This is a genomic window from Variovorax sp. HJSM1_2 (assembly GCF_049316285.1).
Classification (GTDB): Bacteria; Pseudomonadota; Gammaproteobacteria; order Burkholderiales; family Burkholderiaceae_C; genus Rhodoferax_B.
In genome coordinates this window covers 1-19987 of the sequence record NZ_JBMOXA010000010.1, presented here as the reverse complement: position 1 = coordinate 19987, position 19987 = coordinate 1, and the positions used below count along the sequence as shown (strand labels likewise).

Annotated in this window: 16 protein-coding genes, 1 tRNA gene and 1 pseudogene; 8 read left to right on the top strand and 10 right to left on the bottom strand. The window is 61.8% G+C overall.

What is annotated here, in order from left to right:
• Nucleotides 1-8: 8 nt before the first annotated feature.
• Nucleotides 9-2129: a TonB-dependent siderophore receptor gene (locus tag ACFQ95_RS12900; protein WP_422831505.1), complete on the bottom strand. Its 2121-nt coding sequence runs from the start codon at nucleotides 2127-2129 to the stop codon at nucleotides 9-11.
• Nucleotides 2130-2299: 170 nt separating this feature from the next.
• Nucleotides 2300-3997, bottom strand: a complete 1698-nt coding sequence (locus ACFQ95_RS12895; RefSeq protein WP_422831504.1) for an electron transfer flavoprotein-ubiquinone oxidoreductase — start codon at nucleotides 3995-3997, stop codon at nucleotides 2300-2302.
• A 213-nt stretch (nucleotides 3998-4210) separates the two neighbouring features.
• On the opposite strand from ACFQ95_RS12895, the gene ACFQ95_RS12890 reads away from it, so the two are divergent.
• From ACFQ95_RS12890 to ACFQ95_RS12880, 3 genes are all read left to right on the top strand, one after another.
• On the top strand, nucleotides 4211-4996 hold the full coding sequence (locus ACFQ95_RS12890; RefSeq protein ID WP_422831502.1) for an SDR family oxidoreductase: 786 nt from the start codon (nucleotides 4211-4213) through the stop codon (nucleotides 4994-4996).
• 12 nt (nucleotides 4997-5008) lie between these two features.
• Nucleotides 5009-5899, top strand: a complete 891-nt coding sequence (locus tag ACFQ95_RS12885; protein WP_422831501.1) for a DMT family transporter — start codon at nucleotides 5009-5011, stop codon at nucleotides 5897-5899.
• A 64-nt stretch (nucleotides 5900-5963) separates the two neighbouring features.
• The gene (locus ACFQ95_RS12880) at nucleotides 5964-6386 is read left to right on the top strand and encodes an acyl-CoA thioesterase (protein WP_422831499.1); all 423 of its coding nucleotides are present in this window, start codon (nucleotides 5964-5966) and stop codon (nucleotides 6384-6386) included.
• Between the two features lie 47 nt (nucleotides 6387-6433).
• Here the strand turns inward: ACFQ95_RS12880 and ACFQ95_RS12875 are convergent.
• From ACFQ95_RS12875 to ACFQ95_RS12865, 3 genes and pseudogenes are all read right to left on the bottom strand, one after another.
• Nucleotides 6434-7380: pseudogene (locus ACFQ95_RS12875) on the bottom strand (metal-dependent hydrolase).
• A 5-nt stretch (nucleotides 7381-7385) separates the two neighbouring features.
• Complete coding sequence (gene yfcF, locus ACFQ95_RS12870; RefSeq protein WP_422831497.1) at nucleotides 7386-8018, bottom strand: glutathione transferase; 633 nt, start codon at nucleotides 8016-8018, stop codon at nucleotides 7386-7388.
• A gap of 76 nt (nucleotides 8019-8094) precedes the next feature.
• Nucleotides 8095-8697 (bottom strand): peroxidase-related enzyme, encoded by a 603-nt coding sequence (locus tag ACFQ95_RS12865; protein WP_422831495.1) that lies wholly within the window; start codon nucleotides 8695-8697, stop codon nucleotides 8095-8097.
• A 445-nt stretch (nucleotides 8698-9142) separates the two neighbouring features.
• Here ACFQ95_RS12865 and katG point away from each other — a divergent pair, with 445 nt between their 5' ends.
• A complete protein-coding gene (gene katG / locus ACFQ95_RS12860; RefSeq protein ID WP_422831493.1) occupies nucleotides 9143-11290 on the top strand; it encodes a catalase/peroxidase HPI in 2148 nt (715 codons plus the stop codon).
• 36 nt (nucleotides 11291-11326) lie between these two features.
• Here the strand turns inward: katG and ACFQ95_RS12855 are convergent, their stop codons facing one another.
• Nucleotides 11327-11887, bottom strand: a complete 561-nt coding sequence (locus tag ACFQ95_RS12855; protein WP_422831825.1) for a LuxR C-terminal-related transcriptional regulator — start codon at nucleotides 11885-11887, stop codon at nucleotides 11327-11329.
• Between the two features lie 136 nt (nucleotides 11888-12023).
• Between ACFQ95_RS12855 and ACFQ95_RS12850 the strand changes: the two genes are divergently transcribed.
• Genes ACFQ95_RS12850 through ACFQ95_RS12840 form a run of 3 tightly spaced genes read left to right on the top strand, consistent with a single transcriptional unit; the run spans nucleotide 12024 to nucleotide 14774 of the window.
• Nucleotides 12024-12731 (top strand): CoA transferase subunit A, encoded by a 708-nt coding sequence (locus tag ACFQ95_RS12850; RefSeq protein WP_422831491.1) that lies wholly within the window; start codon nucleotides 12024-12026, stop codon nucleotides 12729-12731.
• Nucleotides 12732-12733: 2 nt separating this feature from the next.
• Entirely contained in the window at nucleotides 12734-13369 is a 636-nt protein-coding gene (locus ACFQ95_RS12845; protein WP_422831489.1) for a 3-oxoacid CoA-transferase subunit B, read from the top strand.
• A gap of 4 nt (nucleotides 13370-13373) precedes the next feature.
• Entirely contained in the window at nucleotides 13374-14774 is a 1401-nt protein-coding gene (locus ACFQ95_RS12840; RefSeq protein ID WP_422831488.1) for a CoA transferase, read from the top strand.
• A 4-nt stretch (nucleotides 14775-14778) separates the two neighbouring features.
• On the opposite strand, the gene ACFQ95_RS12835 is transcribed toward ACFQ95_RS12840, so the two are convergent.
• Nucleotides 14779-15351 (bottom strand): MarR family winged helix-turn-helix transcriptional regulator, encoded by a 573-nt coding sequence (locus ACFQ95_RS12835; RefSeq protein ID WP_422831487.1) that lies wholly within the window; start codon nucleotides 15349-15351, stop codon nucleotides 14779-14781.
• Nucleotides 15352-15560: 209 nt separating this feature from the next.
• Between ACFQ95_RS12835 and ACFQ95_RS12830 the strand changes: the two genes are divergently transcribed.
• On the top strand, nucleotides 15561-17486 hold the full coding sequence (locus ACFQ95_RS12830; protein WP_422831485.1) for a methyl-accepting chemotaxis protein: 1926 nt from the start codon (nucleotides 15561-15563) through the stop codon (nucleotides 17484-17486).
• Between the two features lie 118 nt (nucleotides 17487-17604).
• Here ACFQ95_RS12830 and ACFQ95_RS12825 read toward each other — a convergent pair whose 3' ends face one another.
• The 3 genes from ACFQ95_RS12825 to ACFQ95_RS12815 all read right to left on the bottom strand — a co-directional run.
• Nucleotides 17605-19617, bottom strand: a complete 2013-nt coding sequence (locus tag ACFQ95_RS12825) for a peptidase U32 family protein (RefSeq protein ID WP_422831483.1) — start codon at nucleotides 19615-19617, stop codon at nucleotides 17605-17607.
• Between the two features lie 86 nt (nucleotides 19618-19703).
• Nucleotides 19704-19777 (bottom strand) — tRNA-Gly (locus ACFQ95_RS12820).
• A gap of 55 nt (nucleotides 19778-19832) precedes the next feature.
• Nucleotides 19833-19987 (bottom strand): substrate-binding domain-containing protein (locus tag ACFQ95_RS12815; protein WP_422831823.1); only part of this gene is annotated, 155 nt, incomplete at its 5' end.

Here is a 19987-nt window from a genome sequence, read left to right as displayed (position 1 = left end):
TCCGAAGATCAGAAACGGTATGTCGCGCTGGCCACGATGTTGCGGCGTGCGCCGATCCAGCAGTCACCACGCGTCAGGCAGGTGCTCATGTAGACCTTGTCGGTGGCGTTGTTGATGTTCAACGCATAACGCCAGTGTGTGGTGTCATAGGCGGCCATCAGGTCGAGCAGGGTGACGGCAGGCACTTCCGGTGCGCCAGTGTTGCGGAAGGCTTGCTGCCAACGCACGCCGGCACCGACCGAGAAGCCGTTGACATCACCGACCGCAAAACGGTACTTGGTCCAGACCGAAGCGTTGTTCTTTGGTTGGGCTTCCAGGTTCTCGTCGACATCGGTGTAGGTGTAGTTGGCGATCACGTCGAATGCGCGCGCCAGCGTGGCTTTGTATTCCAGTTCCAGACCCTTGTTCTTGGTCGGGGCGCCGATTTGCGGTGCGTCAACACCGGGCAGTCCAGAGGACGTGCCCATCTGGTTCTTCTCTTTCAGCTTGTAGACCGAGGCCGTGAACAGCGTGCTGCCATCCGCGGGCTGGTACTTGATACCCGCTTCGATCTGCTCGCCTTCTTTGGGCTTGTAGATGGTGCCGTAAGTGCCGGGCGACACGGGTGTAAAGGACTCTGCGTAGCTGATGTACGGAGCCCAACCGCCAGCCAACTCATACATCAGCCCCAGGCGCATGGTGGTGGCGCTGCTGTCAGCGTCTGCACTGCCAGCCTGAGCGGTGGTGGCCTTGTCGTGGCGCAAACCGGCGATGGCGATCCAGTTGTCGATCTTCATCTGGTCTTGCAGATACAGACCCATCTGGCGCTGCGTGGTCTTGGGGCCTTCGAACCGTGGGTTCACGGTTGGGTTGTAGGTGTAGACCGGGTTGTAAGCGTCGATAGGAGTGGACGCTGAGCTTCCATAAGCCACGGTTTCCGTTTGGCGACTGAAGTCCAGGCCCGCCAGCACTTGGTGTTTCACCGTGCCGGTGTTGAAGTTGCCGGTCACGTTCTGATCAGTCAACACCATGCGGGTCTTGGTGAAGCTATTGCCCTTGTAACGCCCAATAACACTTTGATTGGTGCCAGACCAAGGGCTTGCGACGAAGGCGTTGGCATAGTTGTAGAGCGAGTCGTTGGTGTTCTCCGCCACCCGCAGGTTTTGCCGCAGCGCCCAGTTGTCGTTGAACTTGTGCTCAAACTGCCAACCTGCGGTTTTGCGTTCGGAGTCGTAGTGGTCATCCAGATTGCCGATGAAGCGGCTGGTGGGCAATTGACCGTTAGGGTTGGGCGAGATCGTGCCCGACCAGGGGAAGAATTGTGCGGCGCTGCCGGTCTTGTCTTTTTGGTACAGGGCCTGCAAGGTCAGCGAGGTCATGGCGCTAGGGCGCCACGTGAGCGATGGGGCGATGAGCGTGCGGTCGTCAGGCACGTAGTCCACTTGTGTGTCGGCGTCGCGCACCAAGGCCACCAGGCGGTAGAGCCATTCACCATCTTGCGTCAGCGGGCCAGTCAGGTCGGCCTGAATTTGCTTGCGGCCATAGCTGCCAAACTGCACGCCGATTTCGCCTTGGCGTTCAGCTTGTGGGCGTTTGCTGACCATGTTGACCACACCGGCGACGGTGCCCTGGCCGAACAGCATGCCCGAGGGGCCACGCAGCACTTCCAGGCGCTCCAGCGTGTACGGGTCCGGGCGGGTGGTGCTGGTGTAGTAGCCATAGGCTTCGCGCAGGCCGTTCAGGTAGGTGTCGGGATAGTCACCGCGCACGCGCACGCCATCACTGCGCGAATCCAAGCCGTAGGCATCGGAACGCACGCCAGCGGCGTAGTTCAGTGCGTCTTGCAGGTTGGTCGCGCCCTGGTCCACGATCTGGTCACGCGTGATCACGGTCACCGACTGCGGTGTTTCCAGCAGCGGGGTGTCGGTCTTGGTGGCGGTGGCGGCATTTTTCGCCTTGTAGCCGATCACGGCCGAAGTGGCAGTTTCTTTTTCGGCGTTGGAGTTGACCGTGACTTCACGCAGCGTGCCGGTGCTGGTGGCCGGGGCAGTTTGCGCCCAGGCTGTGCCCTGTATCAACAGAATCGTCAGGGCGCTGGCAACAGCTAGGGTGTTGGGGCGGAACTGATCCGCTGGTCGAATATTTTGCATAGGCCCTCTTTTGTCAAAGCCAATGAGAATAATTCGTGTTAAGTTTTGATGCAAGATTGTTGACTTAAAAATAGAAAATTAGCGTCGCATTACGCTCTTTTGTGTTGTGAAAATGAAAAAGACCCGGCATTTCCGGGTCTTTGATCTCGCGTTTAAAGGCTGGTCGTGGCTTACATGCCGGAGTAGTTCGGCCCGCCGCCGCCTTCAGGCGTGACCCACACAATGTTTTGCGTCGGGTCTTTGATGTCGCAGGTCTTGCAGTGCACGCAGTTTTGCGCGTTGATCTGCAGGCGGTCGCTGTTGTCCTCGTTCTTCACAAACTCGTACACCCCGGCCGGGCAATAGCGCGACTCGGGGCCGGCGTATTTGGCGAGGTTGATGCCTACCGGCACCGAGGCGTCTTTCAACGTCAAATGCGCGGGCTGGTTTTCAGCGTGGTTGGTGTTGCTGATGAACACGCTGGAGAGGCGGTCGAAGGTCAGCTTGCCATCGGGCTTGGGGTAGGCGATGGGCTTGCAGTCGGCCGCTGGCTTCAGATAGGCATGGTCGGGTTTGTCGCGGCGCAGCGTCCACGGCATCTTGCCCTTCAACACAACTTGCTCAAAGCCGTTCATCAGCGTGGCGGTGACCAGGCCCTTCTTGAACCAGGCCTTGAAGTTGCGTGCCTTCTTCAGCTCGGCGTAGAGCCAGCTTTTCTCGAACGCGGCCGGGTAGGCGCTGAGTTCGTCGTGCTGGCGGCCGCTTTGCAGCGCTTCAAACGCGGCTTCTGCGGCCAGCATGCCGGTCTTGATGGCGGCGTGGCTGCCCTTGATGCGGCTGACGTTCAGGTAACCCGCATCACAACCCACCAGGGCGCCGCCTGGGAACACGGTTTTAGGCAGCGACATCAACCCACCGGCGGTGATGGCACGTGCGCCATAGCCTATGCGTTTACCGGGCTTGATGCCCTTGGCTTCGTCGCCTTCGAGGTAGTAGCGGATGTTCGGGTGGGTCTTCCAGCGCTGGAATTCTTCAAACGGGCTGAGGTAGGGGTTGGCGTAGTCCAGGCCGGTGATGAAGCCCAGCGTGACCTTGTTGTCTTCCATGTGGTACAGGAAGGCGCCGCCGTAGGTGCTGCTGTCCATGGGCCAGCCGGCGGTGTGCATCACAAAGCCGGGCTGGTGGCGCTTGGGGTCTATCTCCCACACTTCTTTCACGCCCAGGCCATAGGTCTGCGGGTCTTTGCCGGCGTCGAGCTTGTAGCGCGCGATGATTTGTTTGCCCAGGTGGCCACGTGCACCTTCGGCAAACACCGTGTACTTGGCGTGTAATTCCATGCCGAGCTGGAAATCGCCCGTGGGCTCGCCTTCCTTGCTCACGCCCATATTGCCGGTGGCCACACCTTTGACCGAACCGTCGTCGTTGTACAGCACCTCGGCCGCGGCAAAGCCGGGGAAGATTTCCACGCCCAGGTTTTCCGCCTGTTGCGCCAGCCAGCGTGTGAAGTTGCCCAGGCTGATGATGTAGTTGCCGTGGTTTTGAAAGCAGTCGGGCAGCAGGAAGTTGGGTGTGCGAAAGCCCGACTTCTCACCCAGGAAGATCATTGCGTCGTCGGTCACCGGCTGGTTCAGCGGGGCGCCGAGTTCCTTCCAGTTGGGGAACAACTCGGTCAGCGCCTTGGGGTCCATGATGGCGCCCGACAGGATGTGAGCACCAGGCTCGGAGCCTTTTTCCAGTACCACCACCGAAACTTCTTTGTTCTGCTCTGCGGCGAGTTGCTTCAAGCGGATGGCGGTGGACAGGCCGGCGGGGCCGCCTCCGACCACCACCACGTCGTATTCCATGGCTTCTCGGGGACCGTACTGCGACAGGATTTCTTCTTGTGTCATGAACGTAGCTACTCGTGGGTAGTTGGGGTACTGTGGGGCCGAACAAAAACCGCAAGTCTCCTGCGGCGTATTTTTTTGAATCAACGTCGATTTTATGTATTGTCTGCGAGCCCCCTGGGCGTGACTGTCACAATTGAGCAGTTGGTCGCAGCTTGTGAAGCCACTGGCCCGCCACTCGAACACGTTCTTCAACTCTTGCACGGAGCGTTCACCATGGCCTACAACATTGATCTCTCAGGACGCGTTGCCCTGGTGACGGGGGCCTCCGGCGGACTCGGTGCGCAGTTTGCCCAAACGCTGGCGCGCGCCGGTGCGGCCGTGGTGCTGGCCAGCCGCCGGGTGCAGAAGCTCAAGACACTGCGCGCCCGCATTGAAGGCGAGGGCGGTGATGCACATGTGATTGAACTCGACGTGACCGACCGTTTTGCCATCAAGGCCGCCGTGGCACATGCCGAGACCGAGGTCGGCTCCATCGATATCCTGGTGAACAACTCGGGCGTGAGCACGCGCCAGCGCCTGGAAGATGTGGACGAAGACGCGTTCGACTTCATGTTCGACACCAATGTGCGTGGCGCCTTTTTCATGGCCCAAGAGGTGGGCAAACGCATGATTGCGCGCGCCACCGGTGCGGCTCCGGGCTCTTATACCGGCGGGCGCATCATCAACATCGCCAGCGCCGCCGGGCTCAAGGCCGTGCCGCAGATTGGCGTGTACTGCATGAGCAAGGCCGCCGTGATCCAGATGACACGTGCCATGGCCGCCGAGTGGGGCCGATACGGCATCAATGTCAACGCCATTTGCCCAGGCTATATCGACACCGAGATCAACCACCACCTGTGGGCTTCCGAGCAGGGCGAAAAGCTGGTGCAGACCTTGCCGCGCAAACGTGTGGGCAAGCCCGAAGACCTGGATGGCCTGCTGCTGCTGCTGGCCAGCGGGCAAAGCCATTTCATCAATGGCGCGGTGATCGCGGCGGACGATGGTTTTGGGGTTTGCTGAATTGATTTCCCTGTGCTGACGGGTATCTTGGCCGGCCTGGCTGCCGGGGCCTTGTGGGGCTTGGTGTTTGTGTTGCCGCGGGTGTTGCCGGGCTACGGCTCGGTGGACGTGATGGCCGGGCGCTTGCTGGTCTATGGCCTGTGCGCGGCTGGTGTGATGCTGCTCAGCGCACGCGGCCGGCAACTGCCCACCTGGTCGCAAGCCGCCGTTGCGGCAGGCTTGAGCGTACTCGGCTTCACCGGCTATTTTCTGCTGCTGGTGCTGGCCCTGCGCGACGCCGGTAGTGCTTTGCCCACCCTCATCATCGGCACCATTCCCATTTGGGTGATGGTGTTGGGCAAACCCGAAAACTTGCGCTGGGCTGCGTTGCTGCCCGGCGCGGCGCTCACCGTGCTGGGCATGGCGCTGATGAGTTGGGCCGAACCGGCCGCAGCACAGGGCGATGCCGTGCACTTCTGGCGCGGCATCGCTTATGCGGTTGCGGCCATGGTGTCGTGGACGGCGTTTGCCCTGCTCAACGCCGCGTGGTTGCGGCGCCACCCGCAGGTGCGTGCCAGCGACTGGGCCAACTGGCTGGGCATCGCCTCAGGGGCCGGGGCGTTGGTCTTGTGGCTGGTTTTGGGTTCCGCGCCGCAGGTGCTGGTGATGCAACATGGGCTGATGCTGCCCGCCATCTGTTTCATCGCCACTGGCTTGGGGTCGGCCTGGCTGGCGACACTGCTGTGGAACGTGGCCAGCCGCCGTTTGAGTCCCAGCCTGTGTGGCCAACTCATCGTCAGTGAAACGCTGTTCGGCCTGTTCTACGCCTTTGTCTGGGACGGCCAATGGCCTAGCCTCTGGCAGTGGCTGGCGGCACTGGCGTTCACGCTGGGCATTGTGGCGTCGATCCGCGCACACCGTTGAGTCTAGGTCTCTGGCGCGACGGCCACGTGGCGGTGAATGCCCGCCGTGCCCCTATATTCGACGCATGAAGATAGAAATTCCTGAACAGAAAAAACTGGCTTATGAGATGTCGCTCCCCATACGCTGGGGCGACATGGATGCGATGCGCCACGTCAACAACGCGGCCTACTTCCGTTACATGGAGACGGCGCGCATCGACTGGCTGCTGTCCATCGGTGCCCTCGGTGATGGCGCGGAAGAGGGACCGGTGATCGTCAACGCGTTCTGCAATTTCTACAAGCAGTTGGAATACCCCGGCGACGTGCTGGTCAAGACCTACGTAAGCGACCCCAAACGCACCACGGTGGAAACCTGGGTGACGATGGAGCGTAGTGACCAAGCCGGCGTGGTGCATGCCGCCGGCGGCGCCACCTTGATCTGGGTGAACCACGCGCAGCAGAAGGCAGTGAACTTGCCGGACTGGTTGCGTGCCGTGGTGAGCGACTAAGCGGGCTGCGCTGCGTTCAAGAGAAAAATGCTGCTGAAGCTTGTCTATCAAGCGGGAGATGCTTCTGAAAGCATAGCGTCTGGCGGCCCGTCCTGGCTTGCTCCCACCAGTTTGAAGCGGGCTTGGTTGGCCGACAGCCAGCACTGCGCCAACACCGCAGCGGGCACGGCGTGTTGTTCCTGGTCCGGGTGGAAGTCGCGTCGCAGGTAGCGCAGCGTCGCGGGCAAACTGCGCCAGAACATACCGTCGACTCCCCAAAAGAAAGCTGCGGCACTCAGCCAGGTACTGGGGCGCCATAGGCTGCCATCGCGGTGCAGGTTCAAGGCGGTTTGGCGCGAAGCGTCGAAAGCAAAAATCACCCAGACAAACATGAACCAGCGCACGCGCCACGCATGGTTGCCGCCCACGGCGCGGTACAGCTCGAAAGCCACTGCACGGTGTTCGGTTTCCTCTGCGGCGTGCCACAACCACACGCTGCGCAGGTTTTCGTCGGCACCCTCCAGCCAGCGCGGGTAGCGCAGCGTGCCGTCGGCCAACAGCGCGGTGAAGTGTTCGTAGGCACAGGTCACGGCCAAGGCGTGGCGTGGTCTTGGGCCAGCCGCGCCAGCGTGGCGATGCGCTTTTGCGCCCAGTGCTGCCAGCGGTTGCGCAGGCCTTGCCGCTCCAGCGTCGCGTTGTACAAACCGTGGATGCGGCGATGTGTGGCCTCCTGGCCTATGAAGCCGCGAATGGATTCTTGAAGCGTCTCGTGCAGAGCTGCCGATCCGCCTTGCGGGCTTTGCGCTTCGAGCAGTGGCACGGCGTTGCGCACCGCATCGATGAAGAACTGCTCGCCGACCGGAAAACTCATGGACAAGGCGTTGAAGAACTGCGAACGAAAGGCGTCGCCGCCAAGCCAGTGGCGCGCAAAGCCTTGGCTGAGGTCGACCTCCAGGCGGCGTATGGGTAGCGCCGGGCGCAGGCCTGCTTGAGAGGGTGGGCTGGCGGAGATCATCGGCGTCATAGCGCGGGGCGCTCCCGCTCAAGCCACAGGCGCAGGCTGGGGCGCAGCCATTGTTGCCGGGCATAGCTGGCCAGGCGCTCGGGCAGGGCGTCGCCGTGCAGGGCCAGGCGGTTGAGCATCACCGCCAGGTCGACATCGGCAATCGACCACTGGTCACACAGGAATTGTGCGCCTACGGGAAGCAGGGTTTCGGCTGCAGCGATGAGTTTGTTGGCTGCGGCTTGGGCTGCGGGCGTGAGTGTTGGATATTTCTGCCCATAGAACAGCACTTCGGTCGGGCGCTCCTGGCGCAGCGGCATCAGGTCGCTGCGTAACCAGGCCTGCACTTGCCGGGCGCGAGCTTTGTCGCGCGCCTCGCCGGGGTAGAGCGCAGTGCCGGGAAAGACCTGGTCAATGTATTCGGCGATGGCCGAAGATTCGGACAGTGCAAAACCGTCATGCCACAAGGTCGGAACCCGGCGTGTCAGAGACAGGCTGGCGAAGCCGGGGGCCAAGTTCTCTCGCGTGCCGAGGTCCACCGAGGTGATGTCAAATGGCAGGCCTTTTTCGTGCAAGGCGACAAAGGCGGACATGGCGTACGGACTGATGCATTGGCTATCGACGTACAAACGAAGATTCGGGTTGACCACACGTGGCTCCAATTAGGGTTGAAAGCAAAACGGCGATTCGCTCTGTGCGGGGGCATGGCTTTGCCATTCACAGGCTTTAGTTGGCTTTGGCTGGCTTGGGCAAGCGGCCCAGCAGGTAGAACTCGGGGTTGGGCGCCATGCCCGCAAAGCTGGCCATGCGGTTAGACAGGCCAAAAAAGGCTGTGATGGCGGCAATGTCCCAGATGTCCTCGTCGTCGAAACCGTGCAGGTGCAGCGCGGCGAAATCCGCGTCGTCGATCTCGGCGGAATGTTGGCTGACCTTCATGGCGAAGTCGAGCATGGCGCGCTGGCGCCGCGAGATGTCGGCCTTGCGGTAGTTCACCGCCACCTGGTCGGCCACGAGTGGTTTTTTCTCGTAGATGCGCAGCAGTGCACCGTGCGCCACCACGCAGTAAAGGCATTGGTTGGCCGCGCTGGTGGTGGTGACGATCATCTCGCGCTCACCCTTGGTGAGTGAACCTTCTTCCTTGAGCATCAAAGCGTCGTGGTACGCAAAAAACGCGCGCCACTCGGCCGGACGACGGGCCAGCGCCAGGAACACATTCGGCACAAAGCCGGCTTTCTCTTGCACTTCAAGGATTTTGGCCTTGAGATCCTCGGGCAGGGTGTTGAGATCGGGCAGGGGATAACGTGCGCGGCTGGTCGTAGCAGTGGTCATGGCGATGTCTCTTGGTTTTCAGTGGTGTGAAAGGCGCGCACCATGATACGGCGCGGCCTGGGCCGGTGCGGGGGGAGGCTCAAGCCATGGAGCATTCTTTCGCGCTGCGTGGGGGCGTTTCTCCTCGGTGCTTTTCTCCTGAAAGCACCATCTGGCAGAGCCCCCAATGGGGGATTCACTGGCGTGAAAAGTCTGTTCATGATGTATGACCAGCGGCGCGTTTGAAAACAGCTATTGAATAGATAAGATTTATCTATCCGATGATTCGATAGTATTTGATTATCATGAACGTCATCGTTCTTTCTTTGCAAAGAGGTCTGATGCGGGCATATTCCCGTGTGACTTCAGCGCGAGAAGTTCCGGTTGGCGGCAACCGGGAACGCCAGGTTTTTGACTTGTGCAGACCGATGAAAACGCCATTCACCCACCTATAAAGGAGAGCCCCATGTCCACAGAAGCCAAGTGCCCCTTCCACCACGCCGCCGGCAGTGGTACGTCGAACAAAGATTGGTGGCCCAACCAACTGCGTGTTGACCTGCTGAACCAGCACTCCAACAAATCCAACCCTCTGGGCGAGAAGTTCAACTACGCCGAAGAATTCAAGAAGCTTGACTACCGTGCGCTCAAGGCCGACTTGGTGAAGCTGATGACCGACAGCCAGGACTGGTGGCCCGCCGACTTTGGTCATTACGGCCCGCAGTTCATTCGCATGGCCTGGCACTCGGCCGGCACCTACCGCACGGTGGACGGGCGCGGCGGCGGTGGCCGTGGGCAACAACGTTTTGCGCCGCTGAATTCGTGGCCGGACAACGTCAACATCGACAAGTCGCGCCGCCTGCTGTGGCCCATCAAACAGAAATACGGCCAGAAGATTTCCTGGGCCGACCTGTTTATCTTGACAGGCAACGTGGCACTCGAATCCATGGGTTTTCGTACCTTCGGTTTTGCCGGTGGCCGCGAAGACGTATGGGAACCCGACATGGACGTGAACTGGGGCGCCGAGACCACCTGGCTGGGCACCGACAAACGTTTCAGCGGCGATCGTGAGCTGGACAAGAACCTGGGCGCCACCCACATGGGCCTGATCTACGTCAACCCCGAAGGCCCGAACGCCAGCGGTGACTACATGGCCGCCGCCAAAGACATACGCGCCACCTTCAACCGCATGGCGATGGATGACGAAGAAATCGTCGCTTTGATCGCTGGTGGCCACACCTTTGGCAAGACCCACGGTGCCGCACCCGAGTCGCATAAAGGCCCAGAGCCAGAGGGCGCGGGCATAGAGGCGCAAGGCCTGGGCTGGAACAGCAGCTTTGGCAGCGGCTTTGGCAAAGACACCGTTTCCAGCGGCCTGGAAGTCACCTGGACCAAGACTCCCGCGCTGTGGAGCAACAACTTCTTCGAAAACCTGTTCAAGTTCGAATGGGAACTCAGCAAGTCTCCTGCTGGTGCCAAGCAGTGGGTGGCCAAAGACGCCGAGGAGATCATCCCCGACGCACATGTGAAGGGCCAGTTCCACAAGCCCACCATGCTGACCACCGATCTGACGCTGCGCTTCGATCCCGAGTTCGGCAAGATCTCCAAGCGTTTCGCTGAAGACCCACAAGCGTTTGCCGAAGCCTTTGCGCGCGCCTGGTTCAAGCTGACGCACCGCGACATGGGCCCCAAGGCGCGTTACCTCGGCCCCGAAGTGCCCAAGGAAGACCTGATCTGGCAAGACCCATTGCCTGCGGCCATACACCAACCCACGGCGGACGACATTGCCGATCTGAAGTCGAAGATTGCTGCCGCTGGTTTGTCGGTGGGTGAACTGGTCTCGGTCGCCTGGGCCTCGGCCTCGACCTTCCGTGGTGGTGACAAGCGTGGTGGTGCCAACGGTGCGCGCCTGGCGCTGGCACCGCAGAAGGATTGGGATGTCAACCAGAACGTCATCCAGACGCTGGGCAAGTTGATCGACATCCAAAAGGCATCGGGCAAGGCTTCGTTAGCCGACGTGATTGTGCTGGCCGGCAACGTGGGGGTGGAACAAGCCGCCAAAGCCGCCGGTGTGTTGACCGAAGTGCCCTTTGCACCGGGACGGGTGGACGCCACGCAGGAACAAACCGATGTGGAATCGTTTGAAGTGATGGAGCCTTTTGCCGACGGTTTCCGCAACTACAAGAAAGGCCCCATCGGTGCATCGACCGAGGCACTGCTGATCGACCGCGCGCAACTGCTGACGTTGACGGCCCCAGAGTTGACCGCACTGGTCGGTGGCCTGCGTGTGTTGGGTACCAATGCCGACGGCGGCAAACACGGCGTGTTCACCGACAAGGTGGGCACACTGTCCAACGACTTCTTCGTCAACCTGCTGGACATGGGAACGGCGTGGAAGGCGGCGGACGCCGAAGCCGAAGTGTTTGAAGGCCGCGACCGCAAGACCGGCGCCGTGAAGTACACCGGCACACGCAACGACCTGATCTTCGGCTCCAACTCGGTGCTGCGCGCCTATGCCGAGGTCTATGCCAGCGCTGACGGCAAACAGAAGTTGGTCAACGACTTCGTGGCCGCGTGGACCAAGGTGATGAACGCGGACCGCTTCGACCTGGCTTGATCCTGGCTTGATGGCGCTTGCTGGTGTCGCAGGTTTTTAACCTGCCATCAGCTTGTGTACGAGGTCAGCCGACGTGCTGGCCTCGTATTTGCGCATCAACCGCGCGCGGTAAATCTCCACCGTGCGGTGGCTGATGCCCAAAGCCCGGCCGATCTCCTTGGAGGTGAGGCCATCCATCAGAAACGCCGCGACTTCACGCTCGCGCGCCGTCAGTTCGGCTTTCACGGGCCGCATCGCCGACAAATCCTCAAACGACCAAACACCTGCCTCATGTGGCGCCGCGCGGTTGAACGCGCGTCCCGTGACATGGCACCAAAAGGTCTCGTCTTTGAAGCGGCCGTCGAAGCGCTTCATGATGCGGTTGTCGGCATAGTGGCCCTTGGCATTCAAGATCGGTGCGATGCGTGCACCCATGCGTTCGTACTCAGAGGCCGTGGGGTACAACACCAGAAAAGACTGGTTCACCAATTGGTCACGTGTGGCGCCGAACATCTCGCATAAATGCTGGTTGCAGTCCACAATTGTGCGGTTGCGTGAGATCACCAGGCCTATGGGTGCCAGCTCAAAGGCCAGGCGGTAATCGATTTCTGAGCCCAGGGCATGAGCAGCAGGGGCGGTCTGAGAGGTCACTAGGCGTTCGTCCTTACGAGCTTCTACGTATCGGGTTACGTAGTATCGTCGCATTCGTGGATGTGTTCATCGTCAGGTTTGATTTGTACCCAAGGAGTCCGTTGTGAACAAAATTTTCCCCAGCGCGGCCGACGCCCTCAAGGGCATCGTCCAAGACGGCCAACTGTTTGCCGTCGGCGGTTTCGGCCTGTGTGGCATTCCCGAAGCGCTGATCGACGCGCTGCGCGATTCGGGTGTCAAAGACCTCACCGTGATCTCCAACAACGCGGGGGTGGATGGTTTTGGCCTGGGCAAGCTGCTGGAGACGCGGCAGATCAAGAAGATGATCTCCAGCTACGTGGGTGAAAACAAGGAGTTCGAGCGCCAGTACCTGGCGGGCGAGCTGGAGCTGGAATTCACACCCCAAGGCACGCTGGCCGAGAAGCTGCGCGCCGGCGGTGCCGGCATTCCTGCGTTTTTCACCAAGACCGGTGTCGGCACCATGGTGGCCGAGGGCAAAGAGCTGCGCGATTTCGACGGCGAAACCTATGTGATGGAACGTTCGCTGGTGCCCGATGTGGCGCTGGTAAAGGCGCACCGCGCCGACAAATCGGGCAACCTGCAGTTCCGCCTCACGGCGCGCAACTTCAACCCCGCCGCCGCCATGGCCGGCAAGATCTGTGTGGTGGAAGTGGAAGAGGTGGTCGAGACCGGCGACATCGTGCCCGACCAGGTGCACCTGCCCGGCATCTACGTGCACCGCATCGTGCACAACCCCAACCCCGAAAAACGCATAGAAAAACGAACCATCACTGAAAAGGCAGGGGCTTAATCATGGCTTGGACCCAAGACCAAATGGCGGCCCGTGCCGCCCAAGAACTCGAAGACGGTTTCTACGTCAACCTGGGCATTGGCATTCCCACGCTGGTGGCCAACCACACGGGTGACAAGGAAGTCTGGCTGCAGTCGGAAAACGGCATGCTGGGCATTGGCCCTTTCCCCACCGAAGACGAAGTTGATGCCGACCTGATCAACGCCGGCAAACAAACCGTCACCACCATCAAGGGCTCGTCGATCTTCGGCAGCCACGACAGTTTTGCGATGATTCGCGGTGGCAAGATCAACCTGTCCATCCTGGGCGCGATGCAGGTCAGCGAACACGGCGACCTGGCCAACTGGATGATTCCCGGCAAGATGGTCAAGGGCATGGGCGGCGCCATGGATCTGGTCGCCGGCGTGAAGCGTGTGATCGTGCTCATGGAACACGTGGCCAAGAAAAAAGACGGTACCGAAGACCTGAAGATTCTGCCCAAGTGCACTTTGCCTTTGACCGGCGTGGGGGTGGTGGACCGCATCATCACCGACCTGGCCGTGATGGACGTGACGCCGCAAGGCCTGAAGGTGGTGGAGCTGGCGCCAGGTGTGACGCTGGACGCTTTGCAGGCCAAGACTGGTGTGAAGCTGATCTAGTGTGGTGCCCGCTTCGGCTGTGTCCTCCCTGCAGGTTTTGGCCGAATGGTGGGCCGCGGCCGGACTGCCGGTAGAGAGCCTCAACCAGGTGCAGCTCACCGGCGCAGACCCGGTGCTGCCATCTTCTTTCCATGTGGGCACTGCCGCGCAGGTGAGCATTGCGGCCGCAGCCTTGGCGGCCTGCGAACTGGCCCAGGTGCGCGGTGCGCCTAGGCAAATGCTCAGTGTCGACATGCTGGCCGCGGCACAGGAGTGCACCGGCTGGTTCAGCGTCGATGGGGTGGTGCCGCCCAAGTGGGACCCGTTCTCCGGTCTGTACCGCTGCGCCGATGGCTGGGTACGCATACACGCCAACTTTGCGCACCACCGCGACGGTGCGTTGCGCTTGCTGGGCCTGGCGCCGGAAACCGCACAACCCGCAGACGTGACCGCTGCACTGCAAGACTGGCGCGCCGAAGCATTTGAAACTGCGGCTGCCGAGCAGCGCCTGGTGGTCGCCGCCTTGCGCGACTTCGCCACTTGGGATCTACATCCCCAAGCGTTGGCACTGAAAACCCAGCCCCTGTGGACGCTGGAGCGTATTGGCGATGCGCCGCCTTTGTCTCTGCCGGCGTTGCCAGCAGAAGCACGGCCATTACACGGCGTGCGTGTGCTGGATCTCACGCGTATCCTGGCCGGCCCGGTGGGTGGGCGCACCCTGGCGGCCTACGGTGCCGACGTGATGCTGGTGAACGCGCCGCATCTGCCGAATATTGCCTCGATCGCCGAGACCAGCCGTGGCAAACGTTCGGTGCTGGCCGATCTGCGCAGCCTTGCCGGGCGGGCCGATTTTGCCGCCTTGCTGCAAGGCAGCCACGTGATGCTGCAGGGCTATCGTCCTGGCGGATTGCAGGACTTGGGCTTTGGCCCGGAGCAAGCGGCTGCACAGCGGCCGGGCATCGTCTATGTGTCACTCTCGGCCTATGGTGAACACGGCCCGTGGTGCCAGCGGCGTGGTTTCGATTCGCTGGTGCAGACCGCCACCGGCTTCAACCAGGCCGAAGGCCTTGCGGCGGGGCAAGCCGGCCCCAAGGCCTTGCCGGTGCAAATCCTCGATTACGCCAGCGGCTTTTTCATGGCCGCTGCGGCCGCTGTGGCACTGCGCCGTCAGCAGTTGGAGGGCGGCAGTTGGTTGGTACGGCTATCGCTGGCGCAAACCGCACAGTGGCTGCGTCAACTCGGGCGCGTCGAGGCTGGTTTTGCGACAGCGGAGACGGCCATCACACCCTGGCTGGAGTCGCTTGACAGCGGTTTTGGCCGGCTGCAAGCCGTGCGTCATGCGGCTCAACTGTCGCGCACACCTGTGGGTTGGCTGCGGCCCTCGGTGCCACCGGGCAGCGATGCGCCGCACTGGATAGATGGATGATGGCCTAGGCTTTTTTGAGGCGTGCCGCCGCCTTGGCTGAGGGCGCGGGGCGCTCGGACACGCTGCCGCGTGTGGCGGGAGACACCACCTGCTGGTTCCAGTCGACCTCGTCCTGCGCCAGGTTTTCAATCATGGTCAGCAGGACTTTGCGGGCCCGGGCGACATCGGCCTCGGTCATGCCAGCCGTGCTGATGTGGTTCACCTCCTCCGCCAGTGGCACCAGTTTTTCCTTGAGTGAGCGGCCCTGGTCGGTGAGATAGACGTAGATGTTCTTTTTGTTGCTGGGCAACTGCCGGCGCGTCACGTAGCCTTGTGCTTCCATGGTCTTCATGGCGGCAAAGGTGGTGGGCTCCATCACGCCGGCATGGTCGCTTAACTCGCGTTGTGTCAGCCCATCCTGTTCCCACAGGATGCGCAGAAAACTCCAGTGGCCAAAGGGTACGCCGTGTGCCGCCAGGCGCATCTGCAGGGATTTGCGGAACGCGCGCTCGGTGTCGCGGATCAAGTGGGCCAGCCTGTCATGTGGCACGGCTTCGCGCCAGTGGCGCAAGATGTTCTGGTTGTCGTTTTGCTTCATGAACTGGGTGAACCTGTGGACCGCGCGGAATTTTCCGCCCTCGAAATAGCTTGTCGATGCTACAGCCTTGGCGGTATTGTGCCGACGCCGCCACCGCGGTAACTGAGCAGGGTCAAGTAAGGCCGCCACATGCCAGTGTTGGCGGGGTGTGGTCCGAATTCTGCTTGCGGCTTGTGTGCAGACCACAGGATTTTCAAGGAGACATTCGCATGCAGATTATTTTGAATACCAGCATCAGCCGCAAATTCATGCTGCTCGGACTGCTGGCCGCGCTGGCCATTCTGCTACCGTGTGTGTTGTACAGCCGACTGGCCTCCCAGGACCTGGCTTTTGCGCAGCGTGAGCTTGCCGGCAGCCCGGTGGTGCGCAGCTTGTACGAAGGCGTTCGCTTGACCCAGGAGCACCGGGGTTTGTCCACGGCCATGTTGTCGGGCACGGCCACTGCTGTTGCGCAGCGCGAGAGCAAAGAGGCCGAGGTGGGCCGTGCCATGGACCTGGTGGCACAGCGCTTGGCCGATGCGGGCGCCACCAGCCTGCAGGCGCAGTGGACCCAGTTGGCGCCACGCTGGAAGAGTTTGGCCGCAGATGTCGCAGCCCGGCGCCTGGACAGCGCCCAGAGTTTTGCCAGCCACACCAGCTTGATAGAGGCGCAGCTGCAAGTGCTGGCCGCAGCGCTGGATGTGTTCAATTGGTCACTCGACCCCGAAGCCAACAGCTACAGCAGCATCACCGCCTCGGCGGTGGACGGCATCATGCTCACCGAACGTTTGGGGCGTTTGCGCGCGCTCGGCTCGGGCGCGCTGGCGCGCAAAAGTGTGAGCCCAGAAGACCGCTTGCGGATCCATGCCCAGTTGGTGCTGGCCGAGGACAGCTATCTGCGCAGCAACACCAGTTTTGACAAAGCCGCCGCCGCCGACCCGGCCATGGCCAAGGTGTACGCGCCGCTGCAGCAGAAACTGCAGGCCAGCGTGCAGGCCGCCATCAAAGCCACGCGCGAACAATTGGTCGACGGCGCGCTGAATATGGAAGCCCCAGCGTTTTTTGCGTTGATGACGGAAGCCATTCGCCAGCAGTTTGAACTTAACCAAAGCGCCAGCGACCAACTCGACCTCACCCTGGCGGACCGGGTGGCGGGTGTGCAGAGCAATATGCTGCTGCTGGGGCTTACGCTGGTCGTGGCCGTGTTGTTGTTTGCCGTCTATGCCTGGCTGGTGGCCCGTTCCACCACCAGCCGATTGGTGGAGGCCCAACGTGCGGCAGATGCCATTGCGGTAGGCGATCTAAGCCAGCCTGTGCAACTGGCCGGCCGCGACGAACTGGGCCGCTTGCTGCAAGCCCTGCAGACCAGCCAGGACCAGTTGGCCGGCATCGTGTCCGATGTGCGGCGTAACGCTGAATCCGTGGCCACGGCCAGCGAGCAGATCTCGCAGGGCAATGACGACCTGAGTGCTCGCACCGAGCAGCAGGCCGCGTCCCTGGAAGAGACCGCCGCCTCCATGGAACAGATGAACAGCAGCATTCGCCTCAATGCCGATAGCGCCGGTACGGCCAACGAACTGGTGGCCAAGGCCTCGAGTGTGGCGACACGCGGCGGCGGTGTGGTGGAGCAGGTTGTCGGCACCATGCAGGCGATTCGTGAAAGCTCGGGCAGGATTGCCGAGATCACCGGCGTGATCGACGGCATTGCCTTTCAGACCAATATTCTGGCGCTGAATGCTGCGGTGGAAGCCGCCCGCGCGGGTGAGCAGGGGCGTGGTTTTGCGGTGGTGGCCAGCGAGGTGCGCAGCCTGGCGCAACGCAGCGCCCAAGCCGCCAAGGAGATCAAAACGCTGATTGAAACCAGCGTCTACCGTGTGGAAGAGGGCTCCAACCTGGTGAGGGAAGCCGGGCAGACCATGACGGAGATTGTCTCGGCCGTGCGCCACGTGGCCGACACCGTGGCCGAGATCTCGGTCGCCAGCCGCGAGCAGGCCACCGGTGTGGGGCAGATCAGCGAAGCCATCGCCGACATGGACCTCAGCACCCAGCAAAATGCCGCGCTGGTGGAAGAAAGCGCGGCTGCCGCGCAAAGCCTGCGTACGCAGGCCAGTCAGTTGGTGGAGGCGGTGTCGGTGTTCCGCACCGCCCACGCTTGAAACACTCGCGGCTGATACGGGTTTGCATTCGGCCGGAGAACGAGGCGGGAAGCCGAAGACAGTGCTGTTGCACGGCGAGGCGAACCAACGACGTTATACGGTTGAAGGCAAACCCGTATCAGTGCAGCGGCTGCGCGTCTGGCCGGGTCTTGTAGAAGGTCAGCGGCTGTTCCTTGGCCGCCTGCAGCACCGAGCGCTTCATCTTGCCCACCACGTGCATCTCGCACGGCTTGCAGTCAAAACGCAGCGTGAGCTTTTCCTTGCCGTTGATCAGCGTCAGCGGCTCGGCGCGCACCGTGCCCTGCACCCCCGTCACGCCCTTGGCCTGCTTGGGACACAGGCTCATGGAGAAGCGTACGCAGTGTTTGGTGATCATCAAAGACACTTCGCCTTCTTCCTCGTGGCTCTCGTAGGCGGCGGCAATCACCTTCACGCCGTGGCGTTCGTAGAAACCGCGCGCCTTGTCGTTGAACACGTTGGCAAGGTAGGTCAGGGTGTCTTCGGGGTAGGCCACGGGTGGCAACACTTCGGCCGCACGTTGTGGCCGCTCGTAGGCGGCCAAGCGTGCATCTTCCAAGGCCTGCACGGCATCGCGGCGTAATTGGTTGAGCAAGGACGCGGGCACAAACCAAGGCTGGCTGAGCTTCAGGCTGATGTCCAGGGGCTCAAAAGGTGTGGTACCAAACTTGCCCAGATGCTCGCGCAAGCTGGCTTCGTTGCGCGCGGCATGGCGCGCCAGGGTGTGTTCTGCGGGCAGGTTGGCGCTAGCCTGGTGGCCATCTTCATCGGTCAGGCTCAAGGCAAAGCCGTGGGCGGTTTCGCTCAGCTCGGCCCAGAGGCCAATGCGCCGGTCGCTCGATTTTTTGTCGAGCATGCGCACCCAGTCCATGTCGCGGTTGCGGTTGACCTCGGTGCCACGGCGCAGGTCCTTGAAGCCGGCCAGCGGGTCCTTGGGGAAGACGCGCCAGAGCTTGTTGTTTGGGCCAGCCGACACCGGTTCGGCACGGTTGATGGCCATGCCCACCAGTTCCTTTTGCAGGTCGTAGTAACACAGGCCGTCGCCGTTGTGCAGCACCGTGGCCGCGTTGCTGACTTCCAGCTCCACCCAATTGGGGCCGACCTTGCTCACCCAGCCAATCGCCTGGCCCGGGTTCTTGGGTGTGTCGAAGGCCCCGATGTCTTCCTTGCGGCCATTGACAAAGTAGTCGGTGAACTCGCGGTTGAAGTTCTGGTCCGGGTCGGGCGTGAAGCTGAAGCTGGTGCGTCCGCTGGAGGCGCGCGCCATCGGCGGGCGCTCCGGGTCACCCGCGGTTTCACGCGCTTCAATCACTTCGTCTATGAGTTTGCGGTAGTGGGCGGTGATGTTCTTCACATACGCCATGTCCTTGTAGCGCCCCTCGATCTTGAAGCTGCGCACACCCGCATCCACCAGCGCGGCCATATTGTCCGACTGGTTGTTGTCCTTCATAGACAACACGTGTTTGTCGTGCGCCACAAAGCGGCCCTTGCTGTCGACCACCTGGTAGGGCAGGCGGCAGGCTTGTGAACAGTCGCCGCGGTTGGCGCTGCGGCCGGTGTGGGCGTGGCTGATGTAACACTGGCCGCTGTAGGCCACACACAGCGCGCCGTGCACGAAGAATTCGAGCTTGCAGCGCTCGGCGTCCAGCCCCTGGTGGATGGCCTTGATCTGCTTGAGCGTGAGTTCACGTGCGAGCACGATCTGCGAAAAACCCACGTCCTGCATGAAGCGCGCCTTCTCCACCGTGCGGATGTCGGTTTGTGTGCTGGCGTGCAACTGGATAGGCGGCAAGTCGATGTCGAGCAGCCCCATGTCCTGCACGATCAACACATCGGCGCCGGCGTTGTACACGTCCCAGGCCATGCACCGTGCGGGCTCGAGTTCGTCGTCACGCAGTATGGTGTTGAGCGTTATGAAGATCTTGCTGTTGAAGCGGTGCGCGTGGCGGCACAGGCGTTCAATGTCCTGGATGCTGTTGCCGGCCGACGCGCGTGCGCCAAAGCCGGGGCCGCCGATGTAGACGGCATCGGCGCCGTGGTTGATGGCCTCGATGCCAATCTCGGCATCACGTGCGGGGGCCAGCAACTCGAGTTGGTGGTGGAGCAATGACATGGTGGGGTGGGCCGGCGGGCTGGGACCGGCCTTGGCTGTTTGGCTCGGATTTTATCGAGCCTGGACGCCTGGATCTCACAAAATGCTGGAGCGGGTGAAGGGAATCGAACCCTCGTATGAAGCTTGGGAAGCTGCCGTTCTACCATTGAACTACACCCGCTGAACGCGCAGATTCTACCGTAGGAAAGCTGGTGCTCTGCGCCTGTGCCCGGCCCCTAGCAGCTCTGCCGCAGCACCAACTCAAAGCCCAAATCAACCGCCGGCTGCGCCACCATTTCGTCGCGCATCAAGGCCAGCAGCATCGTCGCGGCCGCAGCGCCGATGGCGGCGCGCGGGGTGCGCACGGTGGTCAGCGGGGGCAGCATCTGGT

Bases quoted from the DNA above. Each gene is read 5' to 3' on its own strand.
- katG (WP_422831493.1), top strand. From the start codon at position 9,143: ATGTCCACAGAAGCCAAGTGCCCCTTCCACCACGCCGCCGGCAGTGGT.
- ACFQ95_RS12880 (WP_422831499.1), top strand. From the start codon at position 5,964: ATGAAGATAGAAATTCCTGAACAGAAAAAACTGGCTTATGAGATGTCG.
- ACFQ95_RS12845 (WP_422831489.1), top strand. From the start codon at position 12,734: ATGGCTTGGACCCAAGACCAAATGGCGGCCCGTGCCGCCCAAGAACTC.
- ACFQ95_RS12835 (WP_422831487.1), bottom strand. From the start codon at position 15,351: ATGAAGCAAAACGACAACCAGAACATCTTGCGCCACTGGCGCGAAGCC.
- ACFQ95_RS12895 (WP_422831504.1), bottom strand. From the start codon at position 3,997: ATGACACAAGAAGAAATCCTGTCGCAGTACGGTCCCCGAGAAGCCATG.
- ACFQ95_RS12900 (WP_422831505.1), bottom strand. From the start codon at position 2,129: ATGCAAAATATTCGACCAGCGGATCAGTTCCGCCCCAACACCCTAGCT.
- ACFQ95_RS12830 (WP_422831485.1), top strand. From the start codon at position 15,561: ATGCAGATTATTTTGAATACCAGCATCAGCCGCAAATTCATGCTGCTC.
- ACFQ95_RS12890 (WP_422831502.1), top strand. From the start codon at position 4,211: ATGGCCTACAACATTGATCTCTCAGGACGCGTTGCCCTGGTGACGGGG.
- ACFQ95_RS12825 (WP_422831483.1), bottom strand. From the start codon at position 19,617: ATGTCATTGCTCCACCACCAACTCGAGTTGCTGGCCCCCGCACGTGAT.
- ACFQ95_RS12865 (WP_422831495.1), bottom strand. From the start codon at position 8,697: ATGACCACTGCTACGACCAGCCGCGCACGTTATCCCCTGCCCGATCTC.